Origin of the sequence: Pseudomonas sp. TYF_14, from assembly GCF_043105275.1 — a bacterium.
GTDB lineage: Bacteria > Pseudomonadota > Gammaproteobacteria > Pseudomonadales > Pseudomonadaceae > Aquipseudomonas > Aquipseudomonas alloputida.
Genome location: NZ_JBICLK010000086.1, coordinates 350,825 through 375,301, shown reverse-complemented (window position 1 = coordinate 375,301; position 24,477 = coordinate 350,825). Strand labels below are relative to the sequence as shown.

General features: G+C 62.7%; 23 protein-coding genes. 14 read left to right on the top strand and 9 right to left on the bottom strand.

Translation table 11 applies throughout. The annotated features are described in order from the left end of the window. Positions 1 to 67: 67 nt before the first annotated feature. Positions 68 to 469, top strand: coding sequence for an acyl-CoA thioesterase (locus ACF8O8_RS24445; protein ID WP_003249362.1), 402 nt, complete (start codon positions 68 to 70; stop codon positions 467 to 469). A gap of 70 nt (positions 470 to 539) precedes the next feature. On the opposite strand, the gene ACF8O8_RS24440 is transcribed toward ACF8O8_RS24445, so the two are convergent. After that, a complete protein-coding gene (locus ACF8O8_RS24440) occupies positions 540 to 1,775 on the bottom strand; it encodes a sodium:proton antiporter (protein WP_010955546.1) in 1,236 nt (411 codons plus the stop codon). 282 nt (positions 1,776 to 2,057) lie between these two features. On the opposite strand from ACF8O8_RS24440, the gene ACF8O8_RS24435 reads away from it, so the two are divergent. Together ACF8O8_RS24435 and ACF8O8_RS24430 are read left to right on the top strand one after the other, a co-directional pair. Next, complete coding sequence (locus ACF8O8_RS24435; protein ID WP_020191826.1) at positions 2,058 to 2,891, top strand: DMT family transporter; 834 nt, start codon at positions 2,058 to 2,060, stop codon at positions 2,889 to 2,891. A gap of 28 nt (positions 2,892 to 2,919) precedes the next feature. Next, positions 2,920 to 3,306, top strand: a complete 387-nt coding sequence (locus tag ACF8O8_RS24430; protein WP_010955544.1) for an MAPEG family protein — start codon at positions 2,920 to 2,922, stop codon at positions 3,304 to 3,306. Positions 3,307 to 3,356: 50 nt separating this feature from the next. Here ACF8O8_RS24430 and ACF8O8_RS24425 read toward each other — a convergent pair whose 3' ends face one another. Beyond that, on the bottom strand, positions 3,357 to 4,508 hold the full coding sequence (locus ACF8O8_RS24425) for a murein transglycosylase A (protein ID WP_049587483.1): 1,152 nt from the start codon (positions 4,506 to 4,508) through the stop codon (positions 3,357 to 3,359). Between the two features lie 119 nt (positions 4,509 to 4,627). Here ACF8O8_RS24425 and ACF8O8_RS24420 point away from each other — a divergent pair, with 119 nt between their 5' ends. After that, positions 4,628 to 5,086 (top strand): cytochrome c, encoded by a 459-nt coding sequence (locus ACF8O8_RS24420; protein ID WP_064492989.1) that lies wholly within the window; start codon positions 4,628 to 4,630, stop codon positions 5,084 to 5,086. Positions 5,087 to 5,160: 74 nt separating this feature from the next. Here the strand turns inward: ACF8O8_RS24420 and ACF8O8_RS24415 are convergent, their stop codons facing one another. The 4 genes from ACF8O8_RS24415 to ACF8O8_RS24400 all read right to left on the bottom strand — a co-directional run bounded on the left by ACF8O8_RS24415 (position 5,161) and on the right by ACF8O8_RS24400 (position 9,816). Continuing rightward, positions 5,161 to 5,553 (bottom strand): DUF1090 domain-containing protein, encoded by a 393-nt coding sequence (locus tag ACF8O8_RS24415; protein ID WP_003249372.1) that lies wholly within the window; start codon positions 5,551 to 5,553, stop codon positions 5,161 to 5,163. Between the two features lie 132 nt (positions 5,554 to 5,685). Continuing rightward, positions 5,686 to 7,386 carry an NAD-dependent DNA ligase LigB gene (ligB, locus tag ACF8O8_RS24410; RefSeq protein WP_392510621.1) on the bottom strand — a complete coding sequence of 567 codons (1,701 nt, stop codon included), beginning with the start codon at positions 7,384 to 7,386 and terminating at the stop codon, positions 5,686 to 5,688. 228 nt (positions 7,387 to 7,614) lie between these two features. Further along, complete coding sequence (metK, locus tag ACF8O8_RS24405; protein ID WP_003249375.1) at positions 7,615 to 8,805, bottom strand: methionine adenosyltransferase; 1,191 nt, start codon at positions 8,803 to 8,805, stop codon at positions 7,615 to 7,617. Positions 8,806 to 8,823: 18 nt separating this feature from the next. Continuing rightward, complete coding sequence (locus ACF8O8_RS24400) at positions 8,824 to 9,816, bottom strand: ArsR/SmtB family transcription factor (RefSeq protein ID WP_392510620.1); 993 nt, start codon at positions 9,814 to 9,816, stop codon at positions 8,824 to 8,826. Between the two features lie 251 nt (positions 9,817 to 10,067). On the opposite strand from ACF8O8_RS24400, the gene tkt reads away from it, so the two are divergent. From tkt to ACF8O8_RS24355, 9 genes are all read left to right on the top strand, one after another. Then, positions 10,068 to 12,065 carry a transketolase gene (tkt, locus tag ACF8O8_RS24395; protein ID WP_010955539.1) on the top strand — a complete coding sequence of 666 codons (1,998 nt, stop codon included), beginning with the start codon at positions 10,068 to 10,070 and terminating at the stop codon, positions 12,063 to 12,065. Positions 12,066 to 12,216: 151 nt separating this feature from the next. Continuing rightward, a complete protein-coding gene (gene epd, locus ACF8O8_RS24390; protein ID WP_392510619.1) occupies positions 12,217 to 13,275 on the top strand; it encodes an erythrose-4-phosphate dehydrogenase in 1,059 nt (352 codons plus the stop codon). A gap of 12 nt (positions 13,276 to 13,287) precedes the next feature. Next, a complete protein-coding gene (locus ACF8O8_RS24385) occupies positions 13,288 to 14,451 on the top strand; it encodes a phosphoglycerate kinase (protein WP_010955537.1) in 1,164 nt (387 codons plus the stop codon). After that, positions 14,451 to 14,702 (top strand): hypothetical protein, encoded by a 252-nt coding sequence (locus ACF8O8_RS24380; protein ID WP_003249384.1) that lies wholly within the window; start codon positions 14,451 to 14,453, stop codon positions 14,700 to 14,702. Before ACF8O8_RS24385 ends, ACF8O8_RS24380 begins: the two co-directional genes overlap by 1 nt. A gap of 160 nt (positions 14,703 to 14,862) precedes the next feature. Continuing rightward, positions 14,863 to 15,192: an MliC family protein gene (locus tag ACF8O8_RS24375; protein ID WP_004576614.1), complete on the top strand. Its 330-nt coding sequence runs from the start codon at positions 14,863 to 14,865 to the stop codon at positions 15,190 to 15,192. A gap of 100 nt (positions 15,193 to 15,292) precedes the next feature. Next, complete coding sequence (fba, locus tag ACF8O8_RS24370; protein WP_010955535.1) at positions 15,293 to 16,357, top strand: class II fructose-bisphosphate aldolase; 1,065 nt, start codon at positions 15,293 to 15,295, stop codon at positions 16,355 to 16,357. A 212-nt stretch (positions 16,358 to 16,569) separates the two neighbouring features. Continuing rightward, on the top strand, positions 16,570 to 18,696 hold the full coding sequence (locus ACF8O8_RS24365; protein WP_392510618.1) for a putative bifunctional diguanylate cyclase/phosphodiesterase: 2,127 nt from the start codon (positions 16,570 to 16,572) through the stop codon (positions 18,694 to 18,696). A 39-nt stretch (positions 18,697 to 18,735) separates the two neighbouring features. After that, entirely contained in the window at positions 18,736 to 19,236 is a 501-nt protein-coding gene (locus tag ACF8O8_RS24360) for a M48 family metallopeptidase (RefSeq protein ID WP_392510617.1), read from the top strand. Between the two features lie 12 nt (positions 19,237 to 19,248). Then, positions 19,249 to 19,545: a helix-turn-helix domain-containing protein gene (locus ACF8O8_RS24355; RefSeq protein WP_010955532.1), complete on the top strand. Its 297-nt coding sequence runs from the start codon at positions 19,249 to 19,251 to the stop codon at positions 19,543 to 19,545. A 23-nt stretch (positions 19,546 to 19,568) separates the two neighbouring features. Here ACF8O8_RS24355 and ACF8O8_RS24350 read toward each other — a convergent pair whose 3' ends face one another. After that, entirely contained in the window at positions 19,569 to 20,021 is a 453-nt protein-coding gene (locus ACF8O8_RS24350; protein ID WP_010955531.1) for a GNAT family N-acetyltransferase, read from the bottom strand. Between the two features lie 153 nt (positions 20,022 to 20,174). Here ACF8O8_RS24350 and ACF8O8_RS24345 point away from each other — a divergent pair, with 153 nt between their 5' ends. Further along, positions 20,175 to 20,912 (top strand): ABC transporter substrate-binding protein, encoded by a 738-nt coding sequence (locus ACF8O8_RS24345; protein WP_010955530.1) that lies wholly within the window; start codon positions 20,175 to 20,177, stop codon positions 20,910 to 20,912. A gap of 18 nt (positions 20,913 to 20,930) precedes the next feature. On the opposite strand, the gene yccS is transcribed toward ACF8O8_RS24345, so the two are convergent. Beyond that, the gene (gene yccS, locus ACF8O8_RS24340) at positions 20,931 to 23,114 is read right to left on the bottom strand and encodes a YccS family putative transporter (RefSeq protein WP_010955529.1); all 2,184 of its coding nucleotides are present in this window, start codon (positions 23,112 to 23,114) and stop codon (positions 20,931 to 20,933) included. A gap of 128 nt (positions 23,115 to 23,242) precedes the next feature. Then, complete coding sequence (locus tag ACF8O8_RS24335; protein WP_392510616.1) at positions 23,243 to 24,424, bottom strand: NAD(P)/FAD-dependent oxidoreductase; 1,182 nt, start codon at positions 24,422 to 24,424, stop codon at positions 23,243 to 23,245. Positions 24,425 to 24,477: the final 53 nt, after the last annotated feature.

Sequence of the window (24,477 nt, the reverse complement as noted above, 5' to 3'; positions counted from 1 at the left end):
TCAATGGAGCGAAGGCAGCCGCTCTGCCATCATTGCTACACGTTAGCCAAGCAGGTCAGGAGTACAGATGAACTTTCACACCCGCAAGTGGGTTAAACCCGAAGACCTCAACCCCAATGGCACCCTGTTCGGTGGCAGCCTGTTGCGCTGGATCGATGAAGAGGCGGCGATCTACGCCATCGTCCAGCTGGGCAACCAGCGTGTGGTGACCAAGTACATGTCGGAAATCAACTTCGTCAGTGCTTCGCGTCAGGGTGACATCATCGAGCTGGGCATCACCGCTACCGCGTTCGGCCGCACCTCGATCACCCTCAAGTGCGAAGTGCGTAACAAGATCACCCGCAAGAGCATTCTGACTGTCGACAAGATGGTGTTCGTCAACCTGGGCGAGGATGGCTTGCCGGCAGCCCATGGGCGCACCGAGATCAAGTACGTGCAGGACCAGTTCCCGGATTCGGCAGTCGAATAGACCCTGGTTGCCTGTGCCGGCCTCTTCGCGGGTTCACCCGCGAATGGGCCGCAAAGCGGCCCCGGCATTCTCAAGGCTGGGCGCTGACCTTGCGCACCACCCGCCCAATGCTCAACCCCTGCACCAGAATCGACGACAACACCACGATGTAGGTGATCGACAGCAGCAGGTCCCGTTCCTCGCCCAGCGGTAGCGACAGTGCAAGTGCCACCGACACGCCACCGCGCAGGCCACCCCAGGTCAGCACCCGCACCGTGCCTTTGGGCACCGGGCGCCAGCGCCGCAGCAGCACGATCGCCGGGGCCACCGTCAACAGGCGAGACAGCAGCACTGCCAGCGCCAGCACGCCGCCGGCCGCCAGGTGCATCCAGTTGAACGGCAGCAGCAACAGCTCCAGGCCGATCAATGCGAACAGCAGGGCATTGAGCATGTCGTCGATCAGCTCCCAGAAACCGTCCATGTAACGGCGGGTCATGTCATTCATCGCCAGGTTGCGCCCCAGGTTGCCGATGATCAGGCCTGCCACCACCATGGCGATCGGTGCCGACACATGCAGCTCGTAGCACATTGCCGAACCACCGATTACCAGCGCCAGGGTCAGCATGACCTCCACCTGGTACTGCTCGACACTCTTGATCATGCGGTAGGTGGCGTAGCCGATCAGGCCACCGAACACCACACCGCCAATGGCCTCGCGGGCGAACAGGATCGCCGTGTCGGCCATGCTCGGTGTTTCACCCAGCTGGATGATGCCCAGCAACACGGTGAATACCACGACTGCCGTGCCGTCGTTGAACAGTGACTCGCCGACGATGGTGGTTTTAAGCGGTTTGGGCGCATTGGCAGTACGCAGCGCGCCAAGCACGGCAATCGGGTCGGTCGGTGAGATCAGTGCACCGAACAGCAGGCAGTAGATCAGGGGCACCTGCCAGCCGAATAGGGCAAACACCCAATGCGCCAGGTAGCCGATGACCACGGTGGCGATCAGCACGCCCAAGGTAGCCAGCAGGCCGATCGGCCAGCGGTAGCTGCGCAGGTCGCTGAGGTTGACGTGCAGGGCGCCGGCAAACAGCAGGAACGCCAGCATCCAGTGCATGAGCAGATCGTTGAAGTCGATCTGGTTCATCAGCCCTTCGACGCGCTCTTCCAGGCCGGGGAAGCCGACAAGGCTCAGGCCTTGCAATATCAGGGAAAACAACAGCGCCGTAACCATCACGCCGATAGCGGGGGGCAGGCCGATGAAGCGGTAGTTCACATAGGTCAGAAGTGTGGTGAGGCAGATAAACGCGGCAACTAATTCAAGCATCCCGAATCCTGTAACAGTGGCTTCCAAGTCGTTACCCGAGTGACTCGGGCAGTTCTTTGATGACCTGGCACGGGGTTCGGGGCACAGGGTTTGACCGAATTAGTCCAAATCGTTCCCGTGACAGTCTGCACTGGTTACCCTGTGGGAGCGGGCGTGCCCGCGAACACCGGCAAAGCCGGTGCCATACACCGAGTTGCATTCTTCGCGGGCATGCCCGCTCCCACAACCCCCCCCTGAACGCTATATATTCACAGCCATGAAAAGCCATAAGGACAAGAAGGCGTGTTGGCAACATCTCTGGTGCTGGTTGCCGCCCTGCTGCATGCAACCTGGAATACCTTGATCAAATTCAGTGGCGAGCGCTTGCTGGTCATTGCCAGCATGGACACGGTAGCGCTGGCCTTCGCGGTGCTGGCGGTGCCCTTCGTCGATGTTCCGCCTGCTGAAATCTGGCCCTGGTTGGTAGCCTCGGCACTGGCTGAGCAGTTGTACCGCTATCTGCTGATCAAGGCCTACCGCGTGGGCGACCTGGGGCTGGTCTATCCTCTGATGCGCGGGCTGTCACCGCTGGTGGTGCTGGGGCTGACCCTGGCCTTTGCCGGGGAATCGCTGAGCCAGCAGCAGATCATCGGTATCCTGTTGATCCCCTGTGGCATGGCCTGCCTGTTGTGGCAGGGCGGCGGCGGTGACCGGCTGCCATGGTCGATGCTGCCGGTAGTTGCCTTGATTGGCCTGTGCATTGGTTGCTACACCTGGTTCGACGGCCAGGCCGTGCGCCTGTGGGGCAAGCCGTGGGATTACCTGGTCTGGCTGACCCTGCTCAGCGCCTGGCAATTCCCGTTGTTGGCTGGCGTAGCGCGGCGGGCGCCATTCGTACTGTTCTGGCGAACCCAATGGCGCCTTGGGTTGGCGGTAGGGTTCTGCGTATTGTTCAGCTATGCCCTGGTGCTGTGGGCCATGCACCTGGGGTCAGTGGCCGAAGCGGCGGCACTGCGGGAGTTGAGCGTGATCCTGGTGGTGCTGCTGGGCATGCGCTACCTCAAAGAACCTTTTGGCGGGCCGAGACTCCTAGCTTGCGGGCTGGTGTTGGCCGGCATGCTGGTAATGAAGCTTTGACCTGAAAACTGAACAAGGAGTCCTGTCCATGACTGTTGCCCTGTGGTGCATCCTGATTGCGCTGCTGTTGAACCCGCTTTGTGCCTTGATCGCCAAGGCGAGCAGTGGCCGCTTCGGCCTCAAGGACAATCACGATCCGCGAGCCTTCCTCGATACCTTGTCGGGCCTGCCGCGGCGTGCTCATGCAGCGCAGCAGAATGGCTACGAAGCGTTTCCGGCATTTGCTGCGGCGGTGCTTGTGGCGGATATCGTGGGCAATGCCGAGCAGGTGACCCAGGATGTGCTGGGGGTGATGTATATCACCAGCCGCTTGCTTTACATCATCTGCTACCTGGCCGACTGGGCTGCCTTGCGGTCGCTGGTGTGGTTTGCCAGCCTGGCACTGATCGTGTCGTTCTTCGTGGTTTCCATCTGAAACCGGCTGGCCATCTTCGCGGGCAGCCCCCGCGAAGATAGCCACAACGATCAAGGTACCTTGGGTACCTCAGGCAGTGGCTGGCCCTTGGGCCACAGCATCCAGATCTGCCCTTGCTGCTTCATGTTCCCGGCCAGTTCGCCTGCTTCCGGCCCGGTGCCCCAGAACAGGTCGGCACGCACTTCGCCGGTAATCGCCCCGCCGGTGTCCTGCGCGCCAACCGGTCGTACCACAGGCGTGCCGTCCGGGCGTGTGGTAGACAGCCACAACAAGCTGCCCAGGGGAATCACCTTGCGGTCAATGGCCACGCTGTAGCCGGCGGTAAGCGGTACGTTCAGCGAGCCGCGCGGGCCTTCGTTGCTGTCCGGGCGGGTGCTGAAGAATACGTAGCTGGGGTTGCTGGCCAGCAGCTCTGGTACGCGCTGCGGGTTGGCCTGGGCCCAGGCATGAATGGCGCCCATGCTCACTTCTTCTTTTTTCAGCTGACCTTGCTCCACCAGCCAGCGGCCGATCGGCCGATAGGGGTGGCCGTTCTGGTCGGCGTAGCCCAGGCGCAGTTGACGGCCGTCCTCCAGTTGCACCCGGCCAGAACCCTGGATCTGCAGGAATTGCAGGTCCATCGGGTCGGTCAGCCAGGCCAGCACCGGTGCCTTGACGCCGTTACGGTTGATGACTTCGGCCGTGTCGTAGGGCTTGAGCACCCGACCCTCCAGGCGGCCGCGCAGGCGTTTGCCCTTCAGTTCGGGGTACACGCTGGCCAGGTCGACCACGATCATGTCATCAGGGATGCCGTAGACCGCCACATGGTTGGTTGCCGATTGGCTCAGGCTGCCTGGGTAGACAGGCTCGTAGTAGCCGGTAATCAGGCCGTTGGCATTGTTCTCTGCAGAGCGCAGGCCGTACACCTGCAGGTTCTGTTCAAGGAAGGTTCGCACTTGGGCGGCGCTGGCTGTGGCGCTGCCGGCCGCTTCGCAGGTGGCCGCCCACACCGGGTCGCGCTTGAGTTTTTCGCAGCCGTTGCGCCATGCATAAAAGCCTGCCAGCAGGTCTTCATCGCTGACGGGCGGCAAGTCTTTCCAAGTGGCCGGGGCATAGGTGGCGACAGCGTGGGGCTCGGGCTTGGCGCTCTCGCCGCCGTTGCAGCCGGCCAGCAAAGCCAGCACCGGCAGTGTCCAGGCCAGGTGGCGCAGGGCAGATTTCATGTGTGCATTCCTGTCATGAGCGAACATGAAGGTTCGCCCCTGTCTTTTATGTGGCTATTGGTGTTTGGCCCAGGGGCAGCGATACTGGCCGCCCATTTGCGTAGGCCGAAGTGAGCGTGATGTTTAAGCGATTGACCGTTGTTCTGCTGGCAGCACTTGCCCTGGGAGGGGCTCTGACGGGTTGTGACCGGGTTGACCCGAATTCGCCGCTGGGCAAACGCAAGGTGATCTTCAAGGACATGCTCAAGACCAGCGAGGACCTCGGCGGCATGCTGCGTGGCCGGTTGCCGTTCGACGGGGTGAAGTTTGCCGACGGTGCGCTGAAGCTGGACAGCCTGTCGCATCAGCCGTGGCAGCATTTTCCACAGGTGCGCGATGGTGGTGACAGCGCCGCCCGTGCCGAAGTGTGGGAGCGCCAGGCGCGGTTCCATGACCTGGCCCGGCAGCTTGAGGGCGTCACCGGCGAACTGGTCGATGTCACCCGCAACCAGCCACTGGATGCTGCGCAACTGAAGGCACCGATGGACAAGGTCGAGGCTGCGTGCAAGGCCTGTCATAGCGAATTTCGTAATCATTGAATGGCTGTGCTGTTTGCGCAAACCTTCGAGGCGTGTACAAATTCCACAAAGACCAGGCTTGCCGGCCAGATGCCTTAGCGGTCGAGATCGTCGACCGCTTCCTGCAGCTCTTTACGCGACTCGGCCAGCTTGTCCTTGCGCTTGTTGATCTTCTCGGCGTCGCCTTTCTTCTCTGCCTTCTTCAAGTCCTTTTCCCGCTGCGCCACTTCGTGACGCGCATCGAGCACCTTCTGCTCACGTTCTTTGCGCAGGCTGGCGTCGGTGCAGTTGTCCACACCGCGCAGGGCTTCCTCCAGCCCTGCAACCTGGTCGCTGTTACCGTGGTCACGGGCAATTTTCAGCTGGTTTTCGATGGCGCTGCGCTTGGCGGCGCAGCCGGTCAGGCCGGCATCCGGCTGGGCAGCCTGAGCAGTGCCCGCGGCCAGGCCCAGTGTTGCGAGCAGGAAAAGAGTCGAAATACGTTTCATGAAAAGCCTCCCTAACGGGGCGGGGCAGCAAAAGTTGGGGGAAATCCTGCCTTGGTTTTGCCCATTTAGAAACCCTTGGTGAGGTTTTCTGCCGGAGTCTCGGGTTTTTCCTACGCACTATTTGGTAAAAAATCATTGCTCAATGCGCTGGGGTGGGGTCCGGAAACCTTCTATGCCGGCTTCGGCCAACTGTGCGGCAATGGCTTGCACCTCGGAGGCCGCGAAAAATTCCACAAGTTGGCGCGAGCGTTTTGCGCCGATGCCGGGCACGGTTTGCCATTGCCCGGCACTGCGTGAAGCCAGCGCCTGCCAGTCGCCAGTCAGTGGCAAATGCTTGCCAATGGGCACGCCAAGGGCGCGCAGCCACTGATCGAATGGGCGTGAGCGGGCTTCGTCGAAACTGCCCATCAGGTGTGCCGCAGTGAGCCTGCTGATACCGGGGGCCTGCTGCAGGCGCTCGGCATCGAGCTGCAGCCAGTCGGTCATGGACGTTACCAAGCCAGCTTCGACCAGCCGACGCCATGTGCCGGGCCCGGTGCGTGGCAGGGCCAGGCCCTGTTTACCGCCAAGCCAGGTGAGGCGGGCAATGAACTGCTCATCACAGCCCTCGCTGGCTTGCCAGCAGCTGTGGGCATGATGCTGGTCGGGGGCTGGCGCGGTTAGCGGTTGGCGCTCTACAGCGCGGTGCACGACGTGTTCGAGCCGCGGAATGGTCAGCCCGGCAAGGCTGATGGCCACCTGATCGCCGGGGCGAATATCCAGGCGTTGCCAGCGCGCCAGCGACCCAAGGCTGACTTGGGTAATGCGCCGGTCATCGAGGGTAACGGGTTGCAGGTGAAGAACGGGCGTGACCCTGCCAGTGCGGCCGACCCGAAAGCGCACGTCGCGTACTTCGGCCAAGGCTTGTGCATAGGGGTACTTCCAGGCCGCGATCCAGTAGGGCGCCTTGGCCTGCCAGCGCTCGGCAGGTGGCCGATTGCCCTGGCGCAGGATCACACCGTCGGTGGCGAAGGGCAGAGCAGAGCGATACCAGTGCTCGCGCCAGTGTGCTGCATCCTCCAGCGTGTCGATGGCGATGCTGTAAAGCTGGCTGTCCGGAAAACCCAGTCGTGCCAGCTGGGCGAGGCGTTCGGCCTGTTGCTCGGGGCCGTGCGGCCAGCCCCACACGAACAGGCCGATAGCGTTGCCTTGTGCGCCAGTCAGTTGCTTGCGTGCGAGCAGCCCTGCCACGGTACCCCGCGCGTTGGCGCTGCCTGCCTTGGCTTGCACATGTTCGTCCAGGCGCAGATACAGCTCACCTTGCAAGTGCAGGTCGACCGCCTCAGGCAACTGCCGGGTGACAGCGCCGAGCTGTGGGATGTGTCGGCTCCAGTCATGGCCGTGTACACCGTCCCCCCGGCTGGTCAGCTGCACCAATCGGCCCTGTTGGTAAGTGAGGGAAACTGCAACGCCGTCGACCTTGGGCTGTACCCACACGCCGGTCTTGCCGGCCATCCATCGCGCCACGGCCTGGCGGTCTGCCAGCTTGTCGACGCCGGTATGCGGCACGGGGTGGGGGACCGGGCCGCGAGCGCTGGCCAGGGGGGAGGGGCTGGTGCCAACCGCGAAGCACTGCTGCAGGTGGTTCAGGCGCTCGCGGCTCTGGTCGTACAGTTCGTCGGCCACCAGGGCTATGCCGTGCCGATGGTAGTGCTCGTCCCATCGGGCAAGCGTGGCGCGCAGTTGCGCAACTTCGGCCTTGGCCTGTTGCGGGTTCCAGTGTGGGCATGAGGCAGCCCTGGCCAATGGGGTGTTCAGCACAAATAGCAGGGCGAACAACAACAGGTACGGCATGGCCTGGCATCCTTGCATGGCGGGGAAGCGCTTAGCGTAGGCGGGTGGCGGGGCGGGCGGTGCGTGCAGTTGTCAGGTGATATTTCGCTGGTGCTCGTCTCCAAGCCCGAGACGGAGCAAGAAACGAGCGCGGCGCTCGATCTGACGGGCGATGAAAATGCCGTAACAGGCACAAAAAAGCCCCTGCCGATCGCTCGGCAGGGGCTTTCGTCTGGCGCTGCAGGAAGCTTACAGGCCGGCAGCGTCACGCAGCGACTGGGCGCGGTCGGTGCGCTCCCAGGTGAAGGTGGTGAAGGTGTCGTCGCCGACAGTCTTCTGCTGCGGAGTACGGCCGAAGTGGCCGTAGGCAGCGGTTTCCTGATACATCGGGTGCAGCAGGTCGAGCATGGTGGTGATGGCGTACGGACGCAGGTCGAAGCACTCGCGCACCAGCTGGATGATCTTGTCGTCGGAGACCTTGCCGGTACCGAAGGTGTTGATCGAGATGGAGGTCGGCTGGGCCACGCCAATGGCGTACGACACCTGGATCTCGCAACGCTCGGCCAAACCGGCGGCGACGATGTTCTTGGCCACGTAGCGGCCGGCGTAGGCAGCGGAACGGTCGACCTTGGACGGGTCCTTGCCGGAGAACGCGCCACCCCCGTGACGGGCCATGCCACCGTAGGAGTCGACGATGATCTTGCGGCCAGTCAGGCCGCAGTCACCCACCGGGCCACCGATGATGAAGTTGCCGGTCGGGTTGATGTGGTACTGGGTGCCTTTGTGCAGTAGTTCGGCCGGCAGCGTGTGCTTGACGATCAGCTCCATCACGGCTTCTTGCAGGTCTTTCTGCGAAACCTCCGGGTTGTGCTGGGTCGACAGCACCACGGCGTCGATACCGACCACTTTGCCGTTCTCGTAGCGGCAGGTGACCTGCGACTTGGCATCCGGGCGCAGCCATGGCAGCAGGCCGGACTTGCGCGCCTCGGCCTGGCGTTCTACCAGACGGTGCGAGAAGCAGATCGGTGCAGGCATCAGGACTTCGGTTTCGTTGCTGGCATAGCCGAACATCAGGCCCTGGTCACCGGCGCCCTGGTCCTCCGGCTTGGAGCGGTCCACGCCCTGGGCGATGTCTACCGACTGTTTGCCGATGATGTTCATCACGGCGCAGGTGGCGCCGTCGAAGCCGACGTCGGAGCTGTTGTAGCCGATGTCGATGATGACTTTGCGTACCAGGTCTTCCAGGTCGACCCAGGCCGAAGTGGTGACTTCGCCGGCGATGATGGCGACACCGGTCTTGACCAGGGTTTCGCAGGCTACGCGGGCGTATTTGTCCTGAGCGATGATGGCATCAAGGACTGCGTCCGAAATCTGGTCGGCGATCTTGTCCGGATGCCCTTCGGACACGGACTCGGAGGTGAAAAGGGAGTATTCGCTCATCTCGAAGGTTCCTGAAATTTACCGATGGTGTATGTCGCCAGCCGTCCGCTGAAAATGGCGGACCTGGATCTGGAAACCGTTACGCAAGCCCACGTACAGGCTGTCCGCATGGGCCAGCCCGGCAGCGTTGGCCCAGCGCGCCAGGTCGTCCTGTTCGAAGCCCAGCCAGAGGTCGCCGCAGGCTTCGCGCGCCCACCCCTGGTCATGGCTGCACAGTTCGGTGACCAGCAGGCTGCCGCCTGCCTTCACCCGTTTGGCCAGCTGGCGCAAGGCCAGGGCCGGGTCGCTGAAATGGTGCAGCACCATGTTCAGCACAACGCAGTCGGCGGCCACATCCGTTGCACCCAGTGCATCGGCCAACTGCAGGTTCACGTTGTCGAGCCCTTCGCGCTGGCACACCTGGCGCGCAAGCTCGAGCATGGTAGGGCTGTTGTCCAGGGCGGTGACCTGGGCGAAGCGCCGGGCCAGGTCGGGCAGGAAGCCACCGTCGCCGGGGCCGACTTCCAGCGCGCTGGCGGCCGGGTCGAAATGCAGTTTGTCGAGCAGCGCCAGCAGGCTGTCGCGGTACTGCGGAAGGCCGGCGATCAGGTCCTGCTGGGCACGGAACTTCTCTTCCACGCGCAGGAAGAAGTCCTGGCTGGTGGCCGCCCGTCGCTGCTGGACATGGGCTATGCGCGCCTGCACATCGGGCGGTAGGGCCAGGTCGTCGACTTCTTCGAGCAGCGCCGCGTGCAGCCGGCCACCCAGGCGCAGGCCATCGGGCAGGGCACGGCGGTAGAAGATGGCGTTGCCTTCGCGGCGGGTTGCCACCAGGTCGGCCTGAGCCAGCACCTTGAGGTGATGGCTCATGCCCGACTGGCCGATGTCGAAGATCTGCGCCAGTTCCAGCACGCCGAACGAGTCATTGGCCAAGGCGCGCAATACGTTCAGGCGCAGCGCATCGCCACTGGCTTTGCACAGGGCTGCCAATGTTTCGCGTTGCTCGGGGATCGATTGCGTACGCAGATTCATGGGGCGGCAGTCTAGACAGGCATCGATGCCCTAGCAAGGCCAATATCAAAAAGTTTTGATATTGGCGATGAGCTGCAAGCCGAAAGCCTCAAGTTACACGCTTTGGGGCGCCCCGAGTCGCGCTCTGCTTCTTCAGTTGCGGCTTAAAGCCGGCGCTTGGCGCTTAAATGTTTGCCCCAAGCGCCCCCAGTGGGCGAAAATGGCCGCCTTTTTCGTGACACCACCTATTCAAGCCCCCTAGGAGATCAGCGATGCCCAGCCGTCGTGAACGTGCCAACGCCATTCGTGCCCTCAGCATGGATGCCGTGCAAAAGGCCAACAGCGGCCACCCAGGTGCCCCCATGGGCATGGCGGATATCGCCGAAGTGCTTTGGCGCGACTACCTGAAGCACAACCCGAGCAACCCGAGCTTCGCCGACCGTGACCGCTTCGTGCTGTCCAACGGCCACGGTTCGATGCTGATCTACTCGCTGCTGCACCTGACCGGCTACGACGTCACCATCGATGACATCAAAGGCTTCCGCCAACTGCACAGCCGCACCCCGGGCCACCCGGAATACGGCTACACCCCAGGCGTTGAAACCACCACCGGCCCGCTCGGCCAGGGTATCGCCAACGCCGTGGGCTTCGCCCTGGCCGAAAAAGTGCTGGCTGCCCAGTTCAACCGTGACGGCCACAATATCGTCGACCACAACACCTATGTGTTCCTCGGCGACGGCTGCATGATGGAAGGCATCTCCCATGAAGTCGCCTCGCTGGCCGGCACCCTGGGCCTGAACAAGCTGATCGCCTTCTACGATGACAATGGCATCTCCATCGACGGCGAAGTGCACGGCTGGTTCACCGACAACACCCCGGCGCGCTTCGAAGCCTACAACTGGCAGGTGATCCGCAACGTCGACGGCCACGATGCCGAAGAAATCAAGATGGCCATCGAGACCGCCCGCAAGAGCGATCGCCCGACCCTGATCTGCTGCAAGACCACCATCGGTTTCGGTTCGCCGAACAAGCAGGGCAAGGAAGACTGCCACGGTGCCCCGCTGGGCAACGACGAAATCGCCCTGACCCGCCAGGCCCTGAACTGGAACCACGGCCCGTTCGAAATCCCGGCCGACATCTACGCCGAGTGGGATGCCAAGGCCGCCGGTGCCAAGGTTGAAGCCGAGTGGAACCAGCGCTTCGACGCCTACGCCAAGGCCTACCCGGAGCTGGCTGCCGAGTTCAAGCGCCGTGCCAGCGGCGAGCTGCCGGCCGACTTCAGCGAAAAGGCCCAGGCCTACATCAACGAAGTGGCTGCCAAAGGCGAAACCATCGCCAGCCGCAAGGCCAGCCAGAACGCCCTGAACGCCTTCGGCCCGCTGCTGCCCGAGTTCCTCGGCGGTTCGGCGGACCTGGCCGGCTCCAACCTGACCCTGTGGAAAGGTTGCAAGGGCGTCGAAGCCAATGACGCCAGCGGCAACTACGTGTTCTACGGCGTGCGCGAGTTCGGCATGACCGCCATCATGAACGGCGTTGCCCTGCACGGTGGCCTGGTGCCTTACGGCGCGACCTTCCTCATGTTCATGGAATACGCCCGCAACGCCGTGCGCATGTCGGCCCTGATGAAGCAGCGCGTGATCCACGTGTACACCCACGACTCCATCGGTCTGGGTGAAGACGGCCCGACGCACCAGCCGATCGAGCAGCTGACCAGCCTGCGCAGCACCCCGAACCTGGACACCTGGCGCCCGGCCGACGCGGTGGAATCCGCCGTGTCCTGGAAAAACGCCCTGGAGCGCAAGGACGGCCCATCGGCGCTGATCTTCTCGCGCCAGAACCTGCAGCACCAGGACCGCGATGCCCAGCAGATCGCCGACATCAGCCGCGGTGGCTATGTGCTCAAGGACTGCGCCGGCGAGCCTGAACTGATTCTGATCGCCACCGGTTCCGAAGTGGGCCTGGCTGTTCAGGCCTTCGACAAGCTGACCGAGCAAGGCCGCAAGGTGCGCGTGGTTTCCATGCCGTGCACCAGCGTGTTCGATGCCCAGGACGCTGCCTACAAGCAGTCCGTGCTGCCGCTGGAAGTCGGTGCGCGTATCGCCATCGAAGCTGCCCACGCTGACTTCTGGTACAAGTACGTCGGCCTGGAAGGTCGTATCATCGGCATGACCACCTACGGTGAGTCGGCGCCGGCTTCGGCATTGTTCGAAGAGTTTGGCTTCACCCTGGAGAACATCCTCGGTACTGCCGAAGAGCTGCTGGAAGACTGATTTAAAGATCTGCGGGCGGTGTCGCCTTCATTCGCGGGCAAGCCCGCTCCCACAGAGGTTGCATGAAACCCTGTGGGAGCGGGCTTGCCCGCGAATGCCACACCGCAAATTCCGCAGGCTGACGACAATTGAACTGTCTCGTGAGCCCCGAATGCCCCACCGTCCCTACAAAGTTGCACTCAACGGTTATGGCCGTATCGGCCGCTGTGTCCTGCGCGCGCTGTTCGAGCGGGGGGCAAAGGCCGGTTTCGAGATCGTCGCGCTGAACGATCTGGCCGATCAGGCCAGCCTCGAATACCTGACACGCTTCGACTCCACCCACGGGCGTTTTCCCGGCGAGGTCAAGGTCGACGGCGACTGTCTGCACATCAATGGCGACTGCGTGAAGGTAATGCGCAGTGCCACCCCCGAAGGCATCGACTGGGCTGCGCTGGGCATCGACCTGGTGCTGGAGTGTTCCGGTGCCTATAACACCCGTGCCGATGGCCAGCGTTTCCTCGAAGCCGGTGCGCCAAGGGTGCTGTTCTCGCAGCCCATGGCCAGCGAGGCCGACGTTGACGCCACGGTTGTCTACGGCATCAACCAGGCCTGCCTGACCGGCAGCGAGCGCCTGGTGTCCAACGCCTCGTGCACCACCAACTGCGGCGTGCCGCTGCTGCGTGTGCTGGACCAAGCGTTTGGCATCGAATATGTGCAGATCACAACCATCCACTCGGCGATGAACGACCAGCCGGTGATCGATGCCTATCACCACGAAGACCTGCGCCGCACGCGTTCGGCCTTCCAGTCGGTGATCCCCGTGTCCACTGGCCTGGCGCGTGGCATCGAGCGCCTGCTTCCGGAACTTGCCGGGCGAATCCAGGCCAAAGCGGTACGTGTACCGACCGTCAACGTCTCGTGCCTGGACATCACCCTGCAGACTGCCCGCGACACCAGTGCGGCCGAAGTCAACCGAGTGCTGCGCGAGGCTGCGCTGGAAGGTCCGCTTAAAGGCTTGCTGGCTTACACCGAGCTGCCGCACGCCAGCTGTGATTTCAACCATGACCCACATTCGGCGATCGTCGATGCCAGCCAGACGCGTGTTTCCGGCCCCCGCCTGGTAAACCTGCTGGCCTGGTTCGACAACGAATGGGGTTTTGCCAACCGTATGCTCGACGTTGCCGAACACTTTCTGCACCTCGTTCACCCAACCCGCACCAAACAGCCCTGAAGGACTGCATTCATGACCGTGTTGAAGATGACCGACCTCGACCTGCAAGGTAAGCGCGTACTGATCCGCGAAGACCTCAACGTGCCTGTGAAGGACGGTGTGGTAGCCAGCGATGCGCGTATCCTGGCAGCGCTGCCGACCATCAAGCTGGCCCTGGAGAAGGGCGCAGCGGTAATGGTCTGCTCGCACCTGGGCCGCCCGACCGAAGGCGAATTCTCTGCCGAGAACAGCCTCAAGCCGGTCGCCGATTACCTGAGCAAGGCCCTGGGCCGCGACGTGCCGCTGGTTGCCGACTACCTGGACGGTGTCGCGGTACAGGCCGGTGAACTGGTGCTGTTCGAGAACGTGCGCTTCAACAAGGGCGAGAAAAAGAACGCCGACGAGCTGGCGCAGAAATACGCAGCCCTGTGCGACGTATTCGTCATGGACGCTTTCGGCACCGCACACCGCGCCGAAGGCTCGACCCATGGCGTCGCCAAGTTCGCCAAGGTGGCCGCTGCCGGCCCACTGCTGGCAGCCGAACTGGATGCCTTGGGCAAGGCCCTGAAAGCCCCGGCCAAGCCAATGGCGGCCATCGTTGCCGGCTCCAAGGTTTCCACCAAGCTGGACGTGCTGAACAGCCTCAGCAGTGTTTGCGACCAGCTGATCGTCGGTGGCGGTATTGCCAACACTTTCCTGGCCGCTGCCGGCCACCCGGTGGGCAAGTCGCTGTACGAGCCTGACCTGGTGGACACCGCCAAGGCCATTGCCGCCAAGGTCAGCGTGCCGCTGCCAGTCGACGTGGTGGTTGCCAAGGAGTTTGCCGAGAGCGCCGAAGCCACCGTCAAGGCCATTGCCGACGTAGCTGCCGACGACATGATCCTGGACATCGGCCCGCAAACCGCGGCCAATTTCGCCGAGCTGCTGAAATCGTCGAAAACCATTCTTTGGAATGGCCCGGTTGGCGTGTTCGAATTCGATCAGTTCGGCAACGGCACCAAGGTACTGGCCAAGGCCATCGCCGACAGCGCCGCGTTCTCCATCGCCGGTGGCGGTGACACCCTGGCAGCCATCGACAAATATGGCGTCAGCAAGGAAATCTCCTACATTTCTACCGGTGGTGGCGCCTTCCTCGAGTTCGTCGAGGGCAAGGTCCTGCCAGCTGTGGCAATTCTGGAAGAGCGGGCCAAGGCCTGATGACGTCGGCGCTTGGCAAAGGGAGTGGCCTGGTGGTCAAACAATTGCCTGTGATGATGCTGGCCGGTCTGCTGAGCGCTTGCGCGGGCAGCCCGGCCTCGGATGCCGACCCGGCGCAGTCGCACAAGGGCGGTTGCTATCAGTCCGACTGGCAGGCCGAGACTGTGCCGGTCATCGGCAAGCGCGTGGGCCCGGAAGGCCTGGAAAAGTACGACGAAGACCACCAGCGCAAGGCGCCGGGTTGCCCTTGATCGGGTAATAGGCAACCTGAACGTTGATTTGTGGTCTTGAAGAAGGGGCCGCTGTGCGGCCCTTCGCGGGCTCGCCCGCTCCCACAGAGACTGACCTGTACCTGTGGGAGCGGGCGTGCCCGCGAAGGGCTGCACAGCAGCCCCAAATCGAGGAAACTGAATGAAAGCGCTTTTGGCCGTGACGGCCCTGGCGACGCTGGCAGGATGCTCACTGCTGCAGCCGGCGCAACCGGCCCCGGCAGACAACTGGACCCGTTGGGTCTGCGACACCCAGGCTGAGGTGCTTTGGCGCTTCGCCGATGCGCAACGTGACCAGGTTGACGTGCGCCTTGGCGGCGGCGACCAGGTGTACCGGCTCAAGGCTGAACCGGGTGCCTCGGGTGCGCTGTACAGCGATGGCATGCTGGCCTTCCACACCAAGGGCGAAGAAGGCCTGGTGTACTGGGTGGCAACCAACGATCTGATTGGGCGGGGCTGCAAGGCACCGTGACTGGCCGGGCCGCGAGGGTGGCCCACACTACTTGAACAGCAACCGCCCCTGCGGCAGGCTTGCACGAAACAAACGACGCTTGTCGGGAGAGAGATACACAATGGCACTCATTAGCATGCGCCAGATGCTGGACCACGCCGCCGAGTTCGGCTACGGCGTACCAGCTTTCAACGTCAACAACCTCGAGCAGATGCGCGCCATCATGGAAGCGGCCGACAAGACCGACTCCCCGGTGATCGTTCAGGCTTCGGCCGGTGCCCGCAAATACGCGGGTGCGCCATTCCTGCGCCACCTGATCCTGGCTGCCATCGAAGAGTTCCCGCACATCCCGGTGTGCATGCACCAGGACCACGGTACCAGCCCTGACGTCTGCCAGCGCTCGATCCAGCTGGGCTTCAGCTCGGTCATGATGGACGGTTCGCTGGGTGAAGACGGCAAGACCCCGACCGACTACGAGTACAACGTCCGCGTTACCCAGCAGACCGTTGCCATGGCTCACGCCTGCGGCGTTTCGGTTGAAGGCGAACTGGGCTGCCTGGGCTCCCTGGAAACCGGCATGGCCGGTGAAGAAGACGGGATCGGCGCCGAAGGCGTGCTGGATCACAGCCAGATGCTGACCGACCCGGAAGAAGCCGCCGACTTCGTCAAGAAGACCCAGGTCGACGCCCTGGCGATCGCCATCGGTACCAGCCACGGTGCCTACAAGTTCACCAAGCCACCAACCGGTGACGTGCTGGCCATCGATCGTATCAAGGAAATCCACAAGCGCATCCCCAACACCCACCTGGTGATGCACGGTTCGTCCTCGGTACCGCAAGAGTGGCTGGCGATCATCAACCAGTACGGCGGCGACATCAAAGAAACCTACGGTGTACCGGTTGAAGAAATCGTTGAAGGCATCAAGCACGGCGTGCGCAAGGTCAACATCGATACCGACCTGCGTCTGGCCTCTACCGGTGCCATGCGCCGTCTGATGGCGCAGAACCCGAGCGAGTTCGACCCACGCAAGTTCTTCGGTGAAACCATCAAGGCCATGCGCGACGTGTGCATCGCGCGTTACGAAGCCTTCGGCACCGCGGGCAATGCCTCGAAGATCAAGCCGATCTCTCTGGAAGGCATGTACCAGCGCTACCTGAAAGGTGAACTGGCCGCCAAGGTCAACTGATCGACAGGTAACCCTGAAAAACCCGCAGCGATGCGGGTTTTTTTATGGGCGAGGGAAACCTGTACATAATTCCGGCAGACCGACCGTTAGTCGGCTACCGTACAGTTTGATCATTGATAGCGTTCTGATTGCATTGCGTGTTGCAGCCTCAGGTCTAGAGTACTAATGGATCCAACCGTATTTTGAAGTCGGTCACATAACAGAGAAGCAGCATGGATGGCGCTTACCCTCAACAGCAGCCACTGGATGGCAGCTCAGTTCTTCTGGTGGTAGACGACTACCCCGAGAACCTCATCAGCATGCGGGCCTTGCTGGCCCGGCAGGATTGGCAAGTATTGACGGCAAGCTCTGGGATAGAAGCCTTGAGCGCGTTGCTTGAATACGAAGTCGACCTGGTGTTGATGGATGTACAGATGCCGGAAATGGACGGCTTTGAAGTCGCCCGGCTGATGCGCGGCAATCAGCGTACCCGACTGACCCCGATCATTTTCCTCACCGCCAACGAACAGTCCGAAGCGGCCGTGCTCAAAGGCTACGCCAGCGGCGCCGTGGACTACATGTTCAAACCGTTCGACCCACAAATCCTCAAGCCCAAGGTCCAGGCGCTGCTCGACCAGCAGCGCAACCGGCGCATGCTGCAGCAGCTGAGTCGTGAGCTGGAGACGGCCAGGGCCTTCAATGCGTCCATCCTGGAAAATGCCGCCGAAGGCATTCTGGTGGTTGATGCCCATGGCATCATCCGTTTTGCCAATCCGGCCATTTCCCGTTTGCTGGCGGCACCGGTGCAACACCTGCAGGGCACCCAATTGCTCGACGTTGTGCAACTGACCAGTACCAGCCTGTGGCGCGAGTCGGACTTCTACAAGGCCTACCAGGGGCGGCAGATCTACCGCGTACACGATGCCCAACTGCGTACCCAAGGCGGTGAGCTTGTGCCGGTGGCGCTGTCCTGTGCGCCGTTGCCGGCCGATCAACAGGCCATGGTGGTGACCGTGCTGGACATGTCGGCAGTGCGTAACTTGCACCAGCAGCTGGAATACCAGGCCATTACTGACCCGCTAACCGGCCTGCTCAACCGCCGTGGTTTCTACCAGGCGGCTGAAGGTGCACTGTTGCGCAACGAGCGCTCTGACAAGGCGCAGGCGCTGATGTACATGGACCTGGATGGCTTCAAGCGCATCAACGACTCGCTCGGCCACGACGCGGGCGACCGGGTGTTGCGCTGGGTGGCCGAGCAGCTCAAGGACTGCCTGGGCAGTGAGGCCTTGCTGGCGCGTATGGGCGGTGATGAGTTCACTGCACTGTTTGACAGCTTGCCCTACCCGGAGCAGGCCGGGCGTTTTGCCGAACGGTTGCTCGAACGTGTTTCCATCAGCCATGAGGTAGACGGGCTCGATGTGTGCCTTGGGGTCAGCATCGGCATTGCCACCTACCCGGACTGTGGCGCCAATGTCGAAGGCCTGCTGCGTTCGGCCGATGCAGCAATGTACGCAGCCAAGCAAGCGGGGCGTCAGCAATACCGCTTCTACGACCAGGAACTCAACGGACGGGCGCGCTCGCGATTGATGCTCGAGGACAGCGTGCGCATGGCCATCGAGCAGCAGGACTTTACCTTGGTGTACCAGCCACAGGTCGCCTTCCACGATGGCCGCCTGCGTGGTTTCGAGGCCTTGCTGCGCTGGCAGCACCCCAGCGTTGGCGATGTGCCGCCGGGGCTGTTCATCCCGTTGCTGGAAGAAGCACGGCTGATCAACCGCCTGGCCAGCTGGATCTACCGCCAGGGGGCCGCCCAGCGGCAGGCCTGGTACGACCGGTTTCCGCCGGACCTTGTGCTCGGCATCAGCCTGAGCCGCGCGCAGTTCGTCATGCCTGGCCTGGTCGAAGAGCTGCAACGGGTCATCCAGCTTTACCAGCTTGTCCCGACGCAGTTGGAGGTGGAAGTGGCGGAAACGTCGCTGATGTATAACATCGACGCGGCCGTCAAACAGATACACCGCTTGCGTGAGCTGGGCGTGAGGGTGGCCCTGGATGACTTCGGTGCGGGTGACTGTTCGTTGCGCATGCTGCGCGACCTGCCTATCGACACTCTCAAGCTCGACCGTCATCTAGTGGCACGTCTGCCCGATTCGACGGTAGATGCTGCGTTGGTTCGCAGCGTGATCGGCCTGTGCGCCGACTACCGTATCACGGTGATCGCCGAGGGTGTGGAGACCCCGGCGCAGGCCGCCTGGCTAAAGGCCAATGGTTGCGAATACGTTCAGGGTTTCCTGGTGGCTTATCCGATGACCGCGACTGACGCTAGCGGCTTCCCGGCAATTTTCTCCTGGCCAGGGCCGTGATTGGCTAGAATCGGCATTCGTTACGCCGAATACAGCGCCATGACCGTACTACGTTACTTGCAAGCCTACCCCCCGCACCTGCAGGCGCAGGTGCGGCAGATGATCGACAGCGAACGCCTGGGTGAATACCTGCAGCGCCGTTACCCTGACCGCCATGACGTGCAAAGCGACAAGGCGCTGTACGGCTATGCCCAGGATCTGCGCCAACAGTACCTGCGAAGTGCGCCAAACCTGGACAAGGTACTGTTCGACAGCCGCCTCGATCTGACGCATCGGGCCCTGGGCTTGAACACGGCGGTGTCGCGGGTGCAGGGTGGCAAGCTCAAGGCGAAGAAGGAAATCCGCATTGCCTCGCTGTTCAAGGAGGCCGCGCCACAGTTCTTGCGCATGATTGTTGTGCACGAGTTGGCGCACCTGCGCGAGCGAGATCACAACAAAGCGTTCTACCAGCTCTGCCAGCACATGGAGCCGGACTATCACCAACTGGAATTCGACCTGCGCGTCTACCTGACCTATCGGGAGCTGCCGGGCAACCTCTAAGGAACATGCAGCATGGAAGTGAGCAAGACCAAGAGCAGCTTCTACCGCCGCCTGTACGTGGCCTGGCTGATCGATAGCCAGACCGCGACCAGCGTGCCCGCCCTGATGGAGGCCACCGGCATGCCCCGTCGCACAGCTCAGGACACTATCGTCGCGCTGGCCGACCTGGACATCGTCTGCGAGTTCGAACAGCAGGAAGGCGCACGCAACCACGCCGGGCATTATCGCATTCATGACTGGGGGGCGATCGACAAGCAGTGGATCATCCGTCACTTGCGGCAGATCCGCGAAGTGCTGGGTTACCCCTGATGTGCGGCCCGCACAGGGTGGGCTCATCCCTTGCGCATTCCAATGGACGCGATGCCGTCCTCCAAAAACTCCTCGCCCACCACCGCAAACCCATGGCGGGCATAAAACGCCTGTAAATGCGCCGGAGCCGACAGATAAACCGGCACCCCCGGCCAACAATGCTCCGCCGCTTCCAGCCCCTTGAGCAGCAAGCTTTCGTCGAGCTGCAAACCTCGCGCCTGCGGTGATGTCACCACTCGTCCGATCACCACATCCCCACCTTGTGACTGCGGATCCAGCAGGCGCAGGTAGGCCACCAGCTTGTCTTCCTGCCAGGCCATGAGGTGCAAGGTATCGCCAGTCAGGTCCTGACCATCGACTTCCTGGTAGGCGTGGCGCTGCTCCACCACGAGTACTTCAGTGCGTAGCTGCAAGATGGCATAGAGCTGCTCCTTGCCGAGGTCGGCGTGGTGCTTGCAGATCCAGTCGATTGACATGGGCACGAACTCCTTGGATGGGGCTCGATCATCGCATGCTGCATGTGCTTCGGCCAAAATAGAGGCTAAATGACACTATTGGCCGCTGCCCTCGGCAACCGCTTTGTGTAATCTCACTGGCAGTGTTGCCCTCCATTGCGAAAGGACGTGAGCATGCGGCCACTGCTTTGTGTTCTGGGATTGCTGGCAACGATGCTGGCAACACCTGCCCCGGGTCACGCCAAGCTACGCCTGGTGGCCGATAGCTGGCCACCGTTCACCGATGCCAAGATGCCGGGCGGTGGCCTTGCGACCAGCATCGTTACCACGGCACTGGCGCGTGCCGGCTACGCCAGCGGCTATGAAGAGGTGCCGTGGGCGCGTGCGTTGCTGGGGGTAGGTGAAGGGCGCTACGACGTGCTGATCAATGCCTGGTACAACGACTCGCGCGCCAATATCGGGCAATTCTCCAGCGCCTACCTGAGTAATCGTATTCGCCTGCTGCAGCGTAAGGGCGAGGCGTTTAGCTACAAGCGTCTGTCTGACCTTTATGCCTATAGCATTGCCGTAGTGCGTGATTACGCCTATTCACCGGAATTCGACGGGGATCCCCGTCTGCACAAAGTGCCGGTGCGCAACTTTTCTTCTGCGGTACGCATGTTGGCGGCAGGGCGGGTAAGCCTGGCGGTGGAAGACGAGTACGTGGCCCGCTACAACCTGCAGCGTGAGCCGCAGGACGTGCGTGATGGGGTGATGCTGGTGGATCCGCCGCTGGGGGAGAACACCCTGCATATTCTGGTCAGCCTGAAGCACCCGGAGCATGATCGGATCGTCGAGCGCTTCGAGCAGGCGATAGCGGCGATGAAGGCCGATGGCAGCTATGCCCGGCTGCTGCGTCAGTACGGCTTTTGAGCACAGGCACTAAAACGATCAGGCCGGGGCATTCTCCTTGATCAGGTGTGCCGCCAGGGTCCGCAGTGGCCCCAGCTGCCGGCATATCAACGCCAGCTGCGTCTGCACCAACCGCTGATGCTCATCCAGATCTTCCGGCATCTGCTCCAGGGCATTGGCCAACGCCTCTTCGGAATCACTGTGAATCGCCACCGGCAGCCGCGCGGCCAGGCCGTTGGCAATTTCGTCCAGGCTGCTGGCCAGGCTTTGCCCGGCGCCTTCGATCAACTGCTCCTGCACCTCGGCTGGCAACGCCGTGTCGCGGTGCGCGCCTAACCCCGAGAGGTAGCTGAGCAAGGTGTGCGACAGCACCAGGAAGCGAAAGCCAACGTCGGCCTCCTTACGGAAATGCCCCGGCTCCATCAGCATGTTGGCCAAGGTGGTGGACAACGCCGCGTCAGCGTTGTGGGCATTGCGCCGGGCCAGGCGGTAGGCCAGGTCGTCGCGCTTGCCGTGGGCATACTGCTGCATGATCTGGCGCAGGTACACGCTGGCGCAGGCCAGGGTATTGGCCAGCGCCTTGTTCAGCCGTCGGCCCTGCCAGTCAGGCAGGAACAGGAACACTGCAAGAATGGCAATCAGGCTGCCGACCAGGGTATCGAACAGGCGCGGCAGGAACAGGCCGTAGCCATCGCCGATCTGGTTGAAGCAGAACAGCACCATCAGGGTGATCGCGGCAGTGGCCAGGGTGTATCGGGTGGTGCGGTTGACGAAGAACACCACCCCGGCAACCACGGCGAACAACGACTGGATGACCGGGTTGGGGAACAGGTCGAACAAGGCCCAACCCACTGTCAGGCCAACGGCAGTGCCGAAGATTCGCTGCACCAGCTTGCGCCGCGTGGCCCCATAGTTGGGCTGGCAGACGAACAGCGTGGTGAGGATGATCCAGTAGCCCTGGGTCGGGTGAATCAGGTGCACCATGCCATAGCCGATCGACAGCGCCAGCGGCAGGCGCAAGGCATGGCGGAACAACAGCGAGGTCGGTGTGAGCTGGGTGCGCAGGCGCGTCCACACGTCCTTCAGCGAGCGCGGCGAGCGGTCGAGCAGGCTGCTGTCGCTGGCGTCGGCCAGGCTGTCCGGGTTGCTGGCGGCACTGAGCAGGCGGTCCAGTGTTGCCAGGTTGGCGGCGAGTGCCCGCAGTGAGCGCAACAGGCCGCGCCAGGCCGGGTTGCTCTGGATGCGCAGGTGCTCCAGCGAGGCGTTGAGGTCTTCGAGGGCTTCTGGATAACCGCTGGCCAGCACGAACGGTTGGCGCAGGCGGATCGAGCGGGCCAGTTCCTGGCAGGATGAACCCTGCTTACGCAACAGGCGCTGGCAGCGGAACATGACGTCGCTGTGGAAAAACGCCTCGGTCAGTGCGTTGTAGGGGTAGTGCGAGGCACTGACACGCTCGTGGATATCCTGGGCCAGGAAGTACAGCTTGAGGTAGCGGCTTACCTTCGAGTTTGGTTGGCTGTTGCCCACCCGGTGCAGGATGATCTCCTTGGCTGCGTTCAGCGCGGCCACCACCTTGCCGTTCTGCTGGGCCAGTTCCAGGCGCCGTGCCTCGACGTCGAGCGTGCGGACCGGTTCAAACAGGCTGGCCTTGAGCTTCAGGTAGCTGCCCAGCTCGAAGAACAGTCTGGCCAGGCTCTGCTGTACCGGCTGGTTGGAAAACAGCGCCTGCCACAGCACCGACAACAGCCCGTACCAGGCCGCACCTGCCACCAGCAGCAGCGGTTCGTGCCAGAAGTCGGTGACCTGGCCGCCGCGCTGGTCCACGCCGATCATGGTGTAGACCGCAGTGATCAAGGTGGCCGAAGCGATGGCGCCGTAGCGCTCGCCCAGCGCCCCGAGCATGGTCAGGCCAAAGGCAGCCAGGGCCAGGGCAACGACGAAGATCCAGGGGTAGGGGAATAGCAACTCGACTGCCAGTGCAGCGATGGCGAAGCACACCAGGGTAACGGCCAGGGCGCTGAGGCGGCCCTGCCAGCTGTCGTCGGTTTCGGCCAGGGCGCTGGCGATGATGCCGAGGAACAGCGGAATCAGCAGGGCCATCTCGTTCTGGTACCAGCACAGGGCCAGGCTGCCGGTGAGGGCAATGGTGACCCGGATGCTGTAGCTGAACTTGTCTTGGCCCCACAGGCGACGCAGTGACTGACGGAACGAGCTCGATGACATGATGGCCTGCCAGGCGGTGATCAGAAGAATACCTTTCAGGGCCGGTTATTGGGGCGCGCAGCGGCCCCAATAACGGCGCCAAGCACGGGCCAGCAAGAAGCGTTCCGTGCTGCTGAAAGGATTCTACTCTACACGAACTGCGCGGCGGCGTTCGCCGATGCCCAAGCCCACTGGAAGTTGAAACCGCCCAGGTGGCCGGTGACATCCAGCACTTCACCGATGAAGTACAACCCCGGGCTTTTCAGCGATTCCATGGTCTTGGACGACACCTCGCGGGTATCCACGCCGCCCAGGGTCACTTCGGCGGTGCGGTAGCCTTCGGTGCCGGCCGGTACTACCTGCCAGTTCGCCAGCTTTTCGGCGATTTGCGCCAGTTCCGCCGGGGTGTACTGCTTCATTGGCTTCGACTCGAACCACAGCTCGGCCAGCAAGTTGGCCAGCTTGCGGGTGAACACCTCGCCCAGCACGGTCTTCAGTTCGGCGTTGGCGCGTTCGGCCTGCATCTGTTGCAGCCAGGAAAGCGCATCGCGGTCGGGCAACAGGTTGATCTCGACCGTGTCACCGGCTTCCCAGAACGACGAGATCTGCAAGATTGCCGGGCCGCTCAGGCCGCGGTGCGTGAACAGCAGGTTTTCGCGGAAGCTGGTGCCATTGCAGCTGGCGGTGCAGTCCAGCGAGGTGCCGGACAACTCGGTGCACATCGCCTTGAGTTGGGGCTCGGTGATGGTGAATGGCACCAGCCCAGCGCGGGTTGGCAGCAGGGTGTGGCCGAACTGGCGGGCCACCTGGTAGCCGAAACCGGTGGCGCCCAGGGTCGGGATCGACAGGCCGCCGGTGGCGATGACCAGCGACTGGCAGGCGAACTGGCCGCCGCTGGTCTGCAGCAGGTAGCCGCTTTCGGTCTTCTCGATCTGTTCGATGCTGGTGTGCATGCGGATCTCGGCACCGGCCTCGTCGCACTCGGCCAGCAGCATGTCGAGGATGTCGCTGGCCTTGTTGTCACAGAACAGCTGGCCGAGCTTCTTCTCGTGGTACGCCACGCCGTGCTTGCACACCAGCTCGATGAAGTCCCACTGGGTGTAGCGGGCCAGGGCCGACTTGCAGAAGTGCGCGTTGTGCGAAAGGAAGTTGGCCGGCTCGGTGTACAGGTTGGTGAAGTTGCAACGCCCGCCGCCGGACATGAGGATTTTCTTGCCTGGCTTGTTGGCGTGGTCGAGCAGCAGCACCCGGCGGCCGCGACGGGCACTGAGCTGGGCGCACATCAGGCCGGCGGCGCCGGCGCCAAGGATGATCACGTCGGTGGAGTGCACGGTATGAACCTTCAGATTTGAAATGCTGAACCCTGTGGGGGCGGGTTCACCCG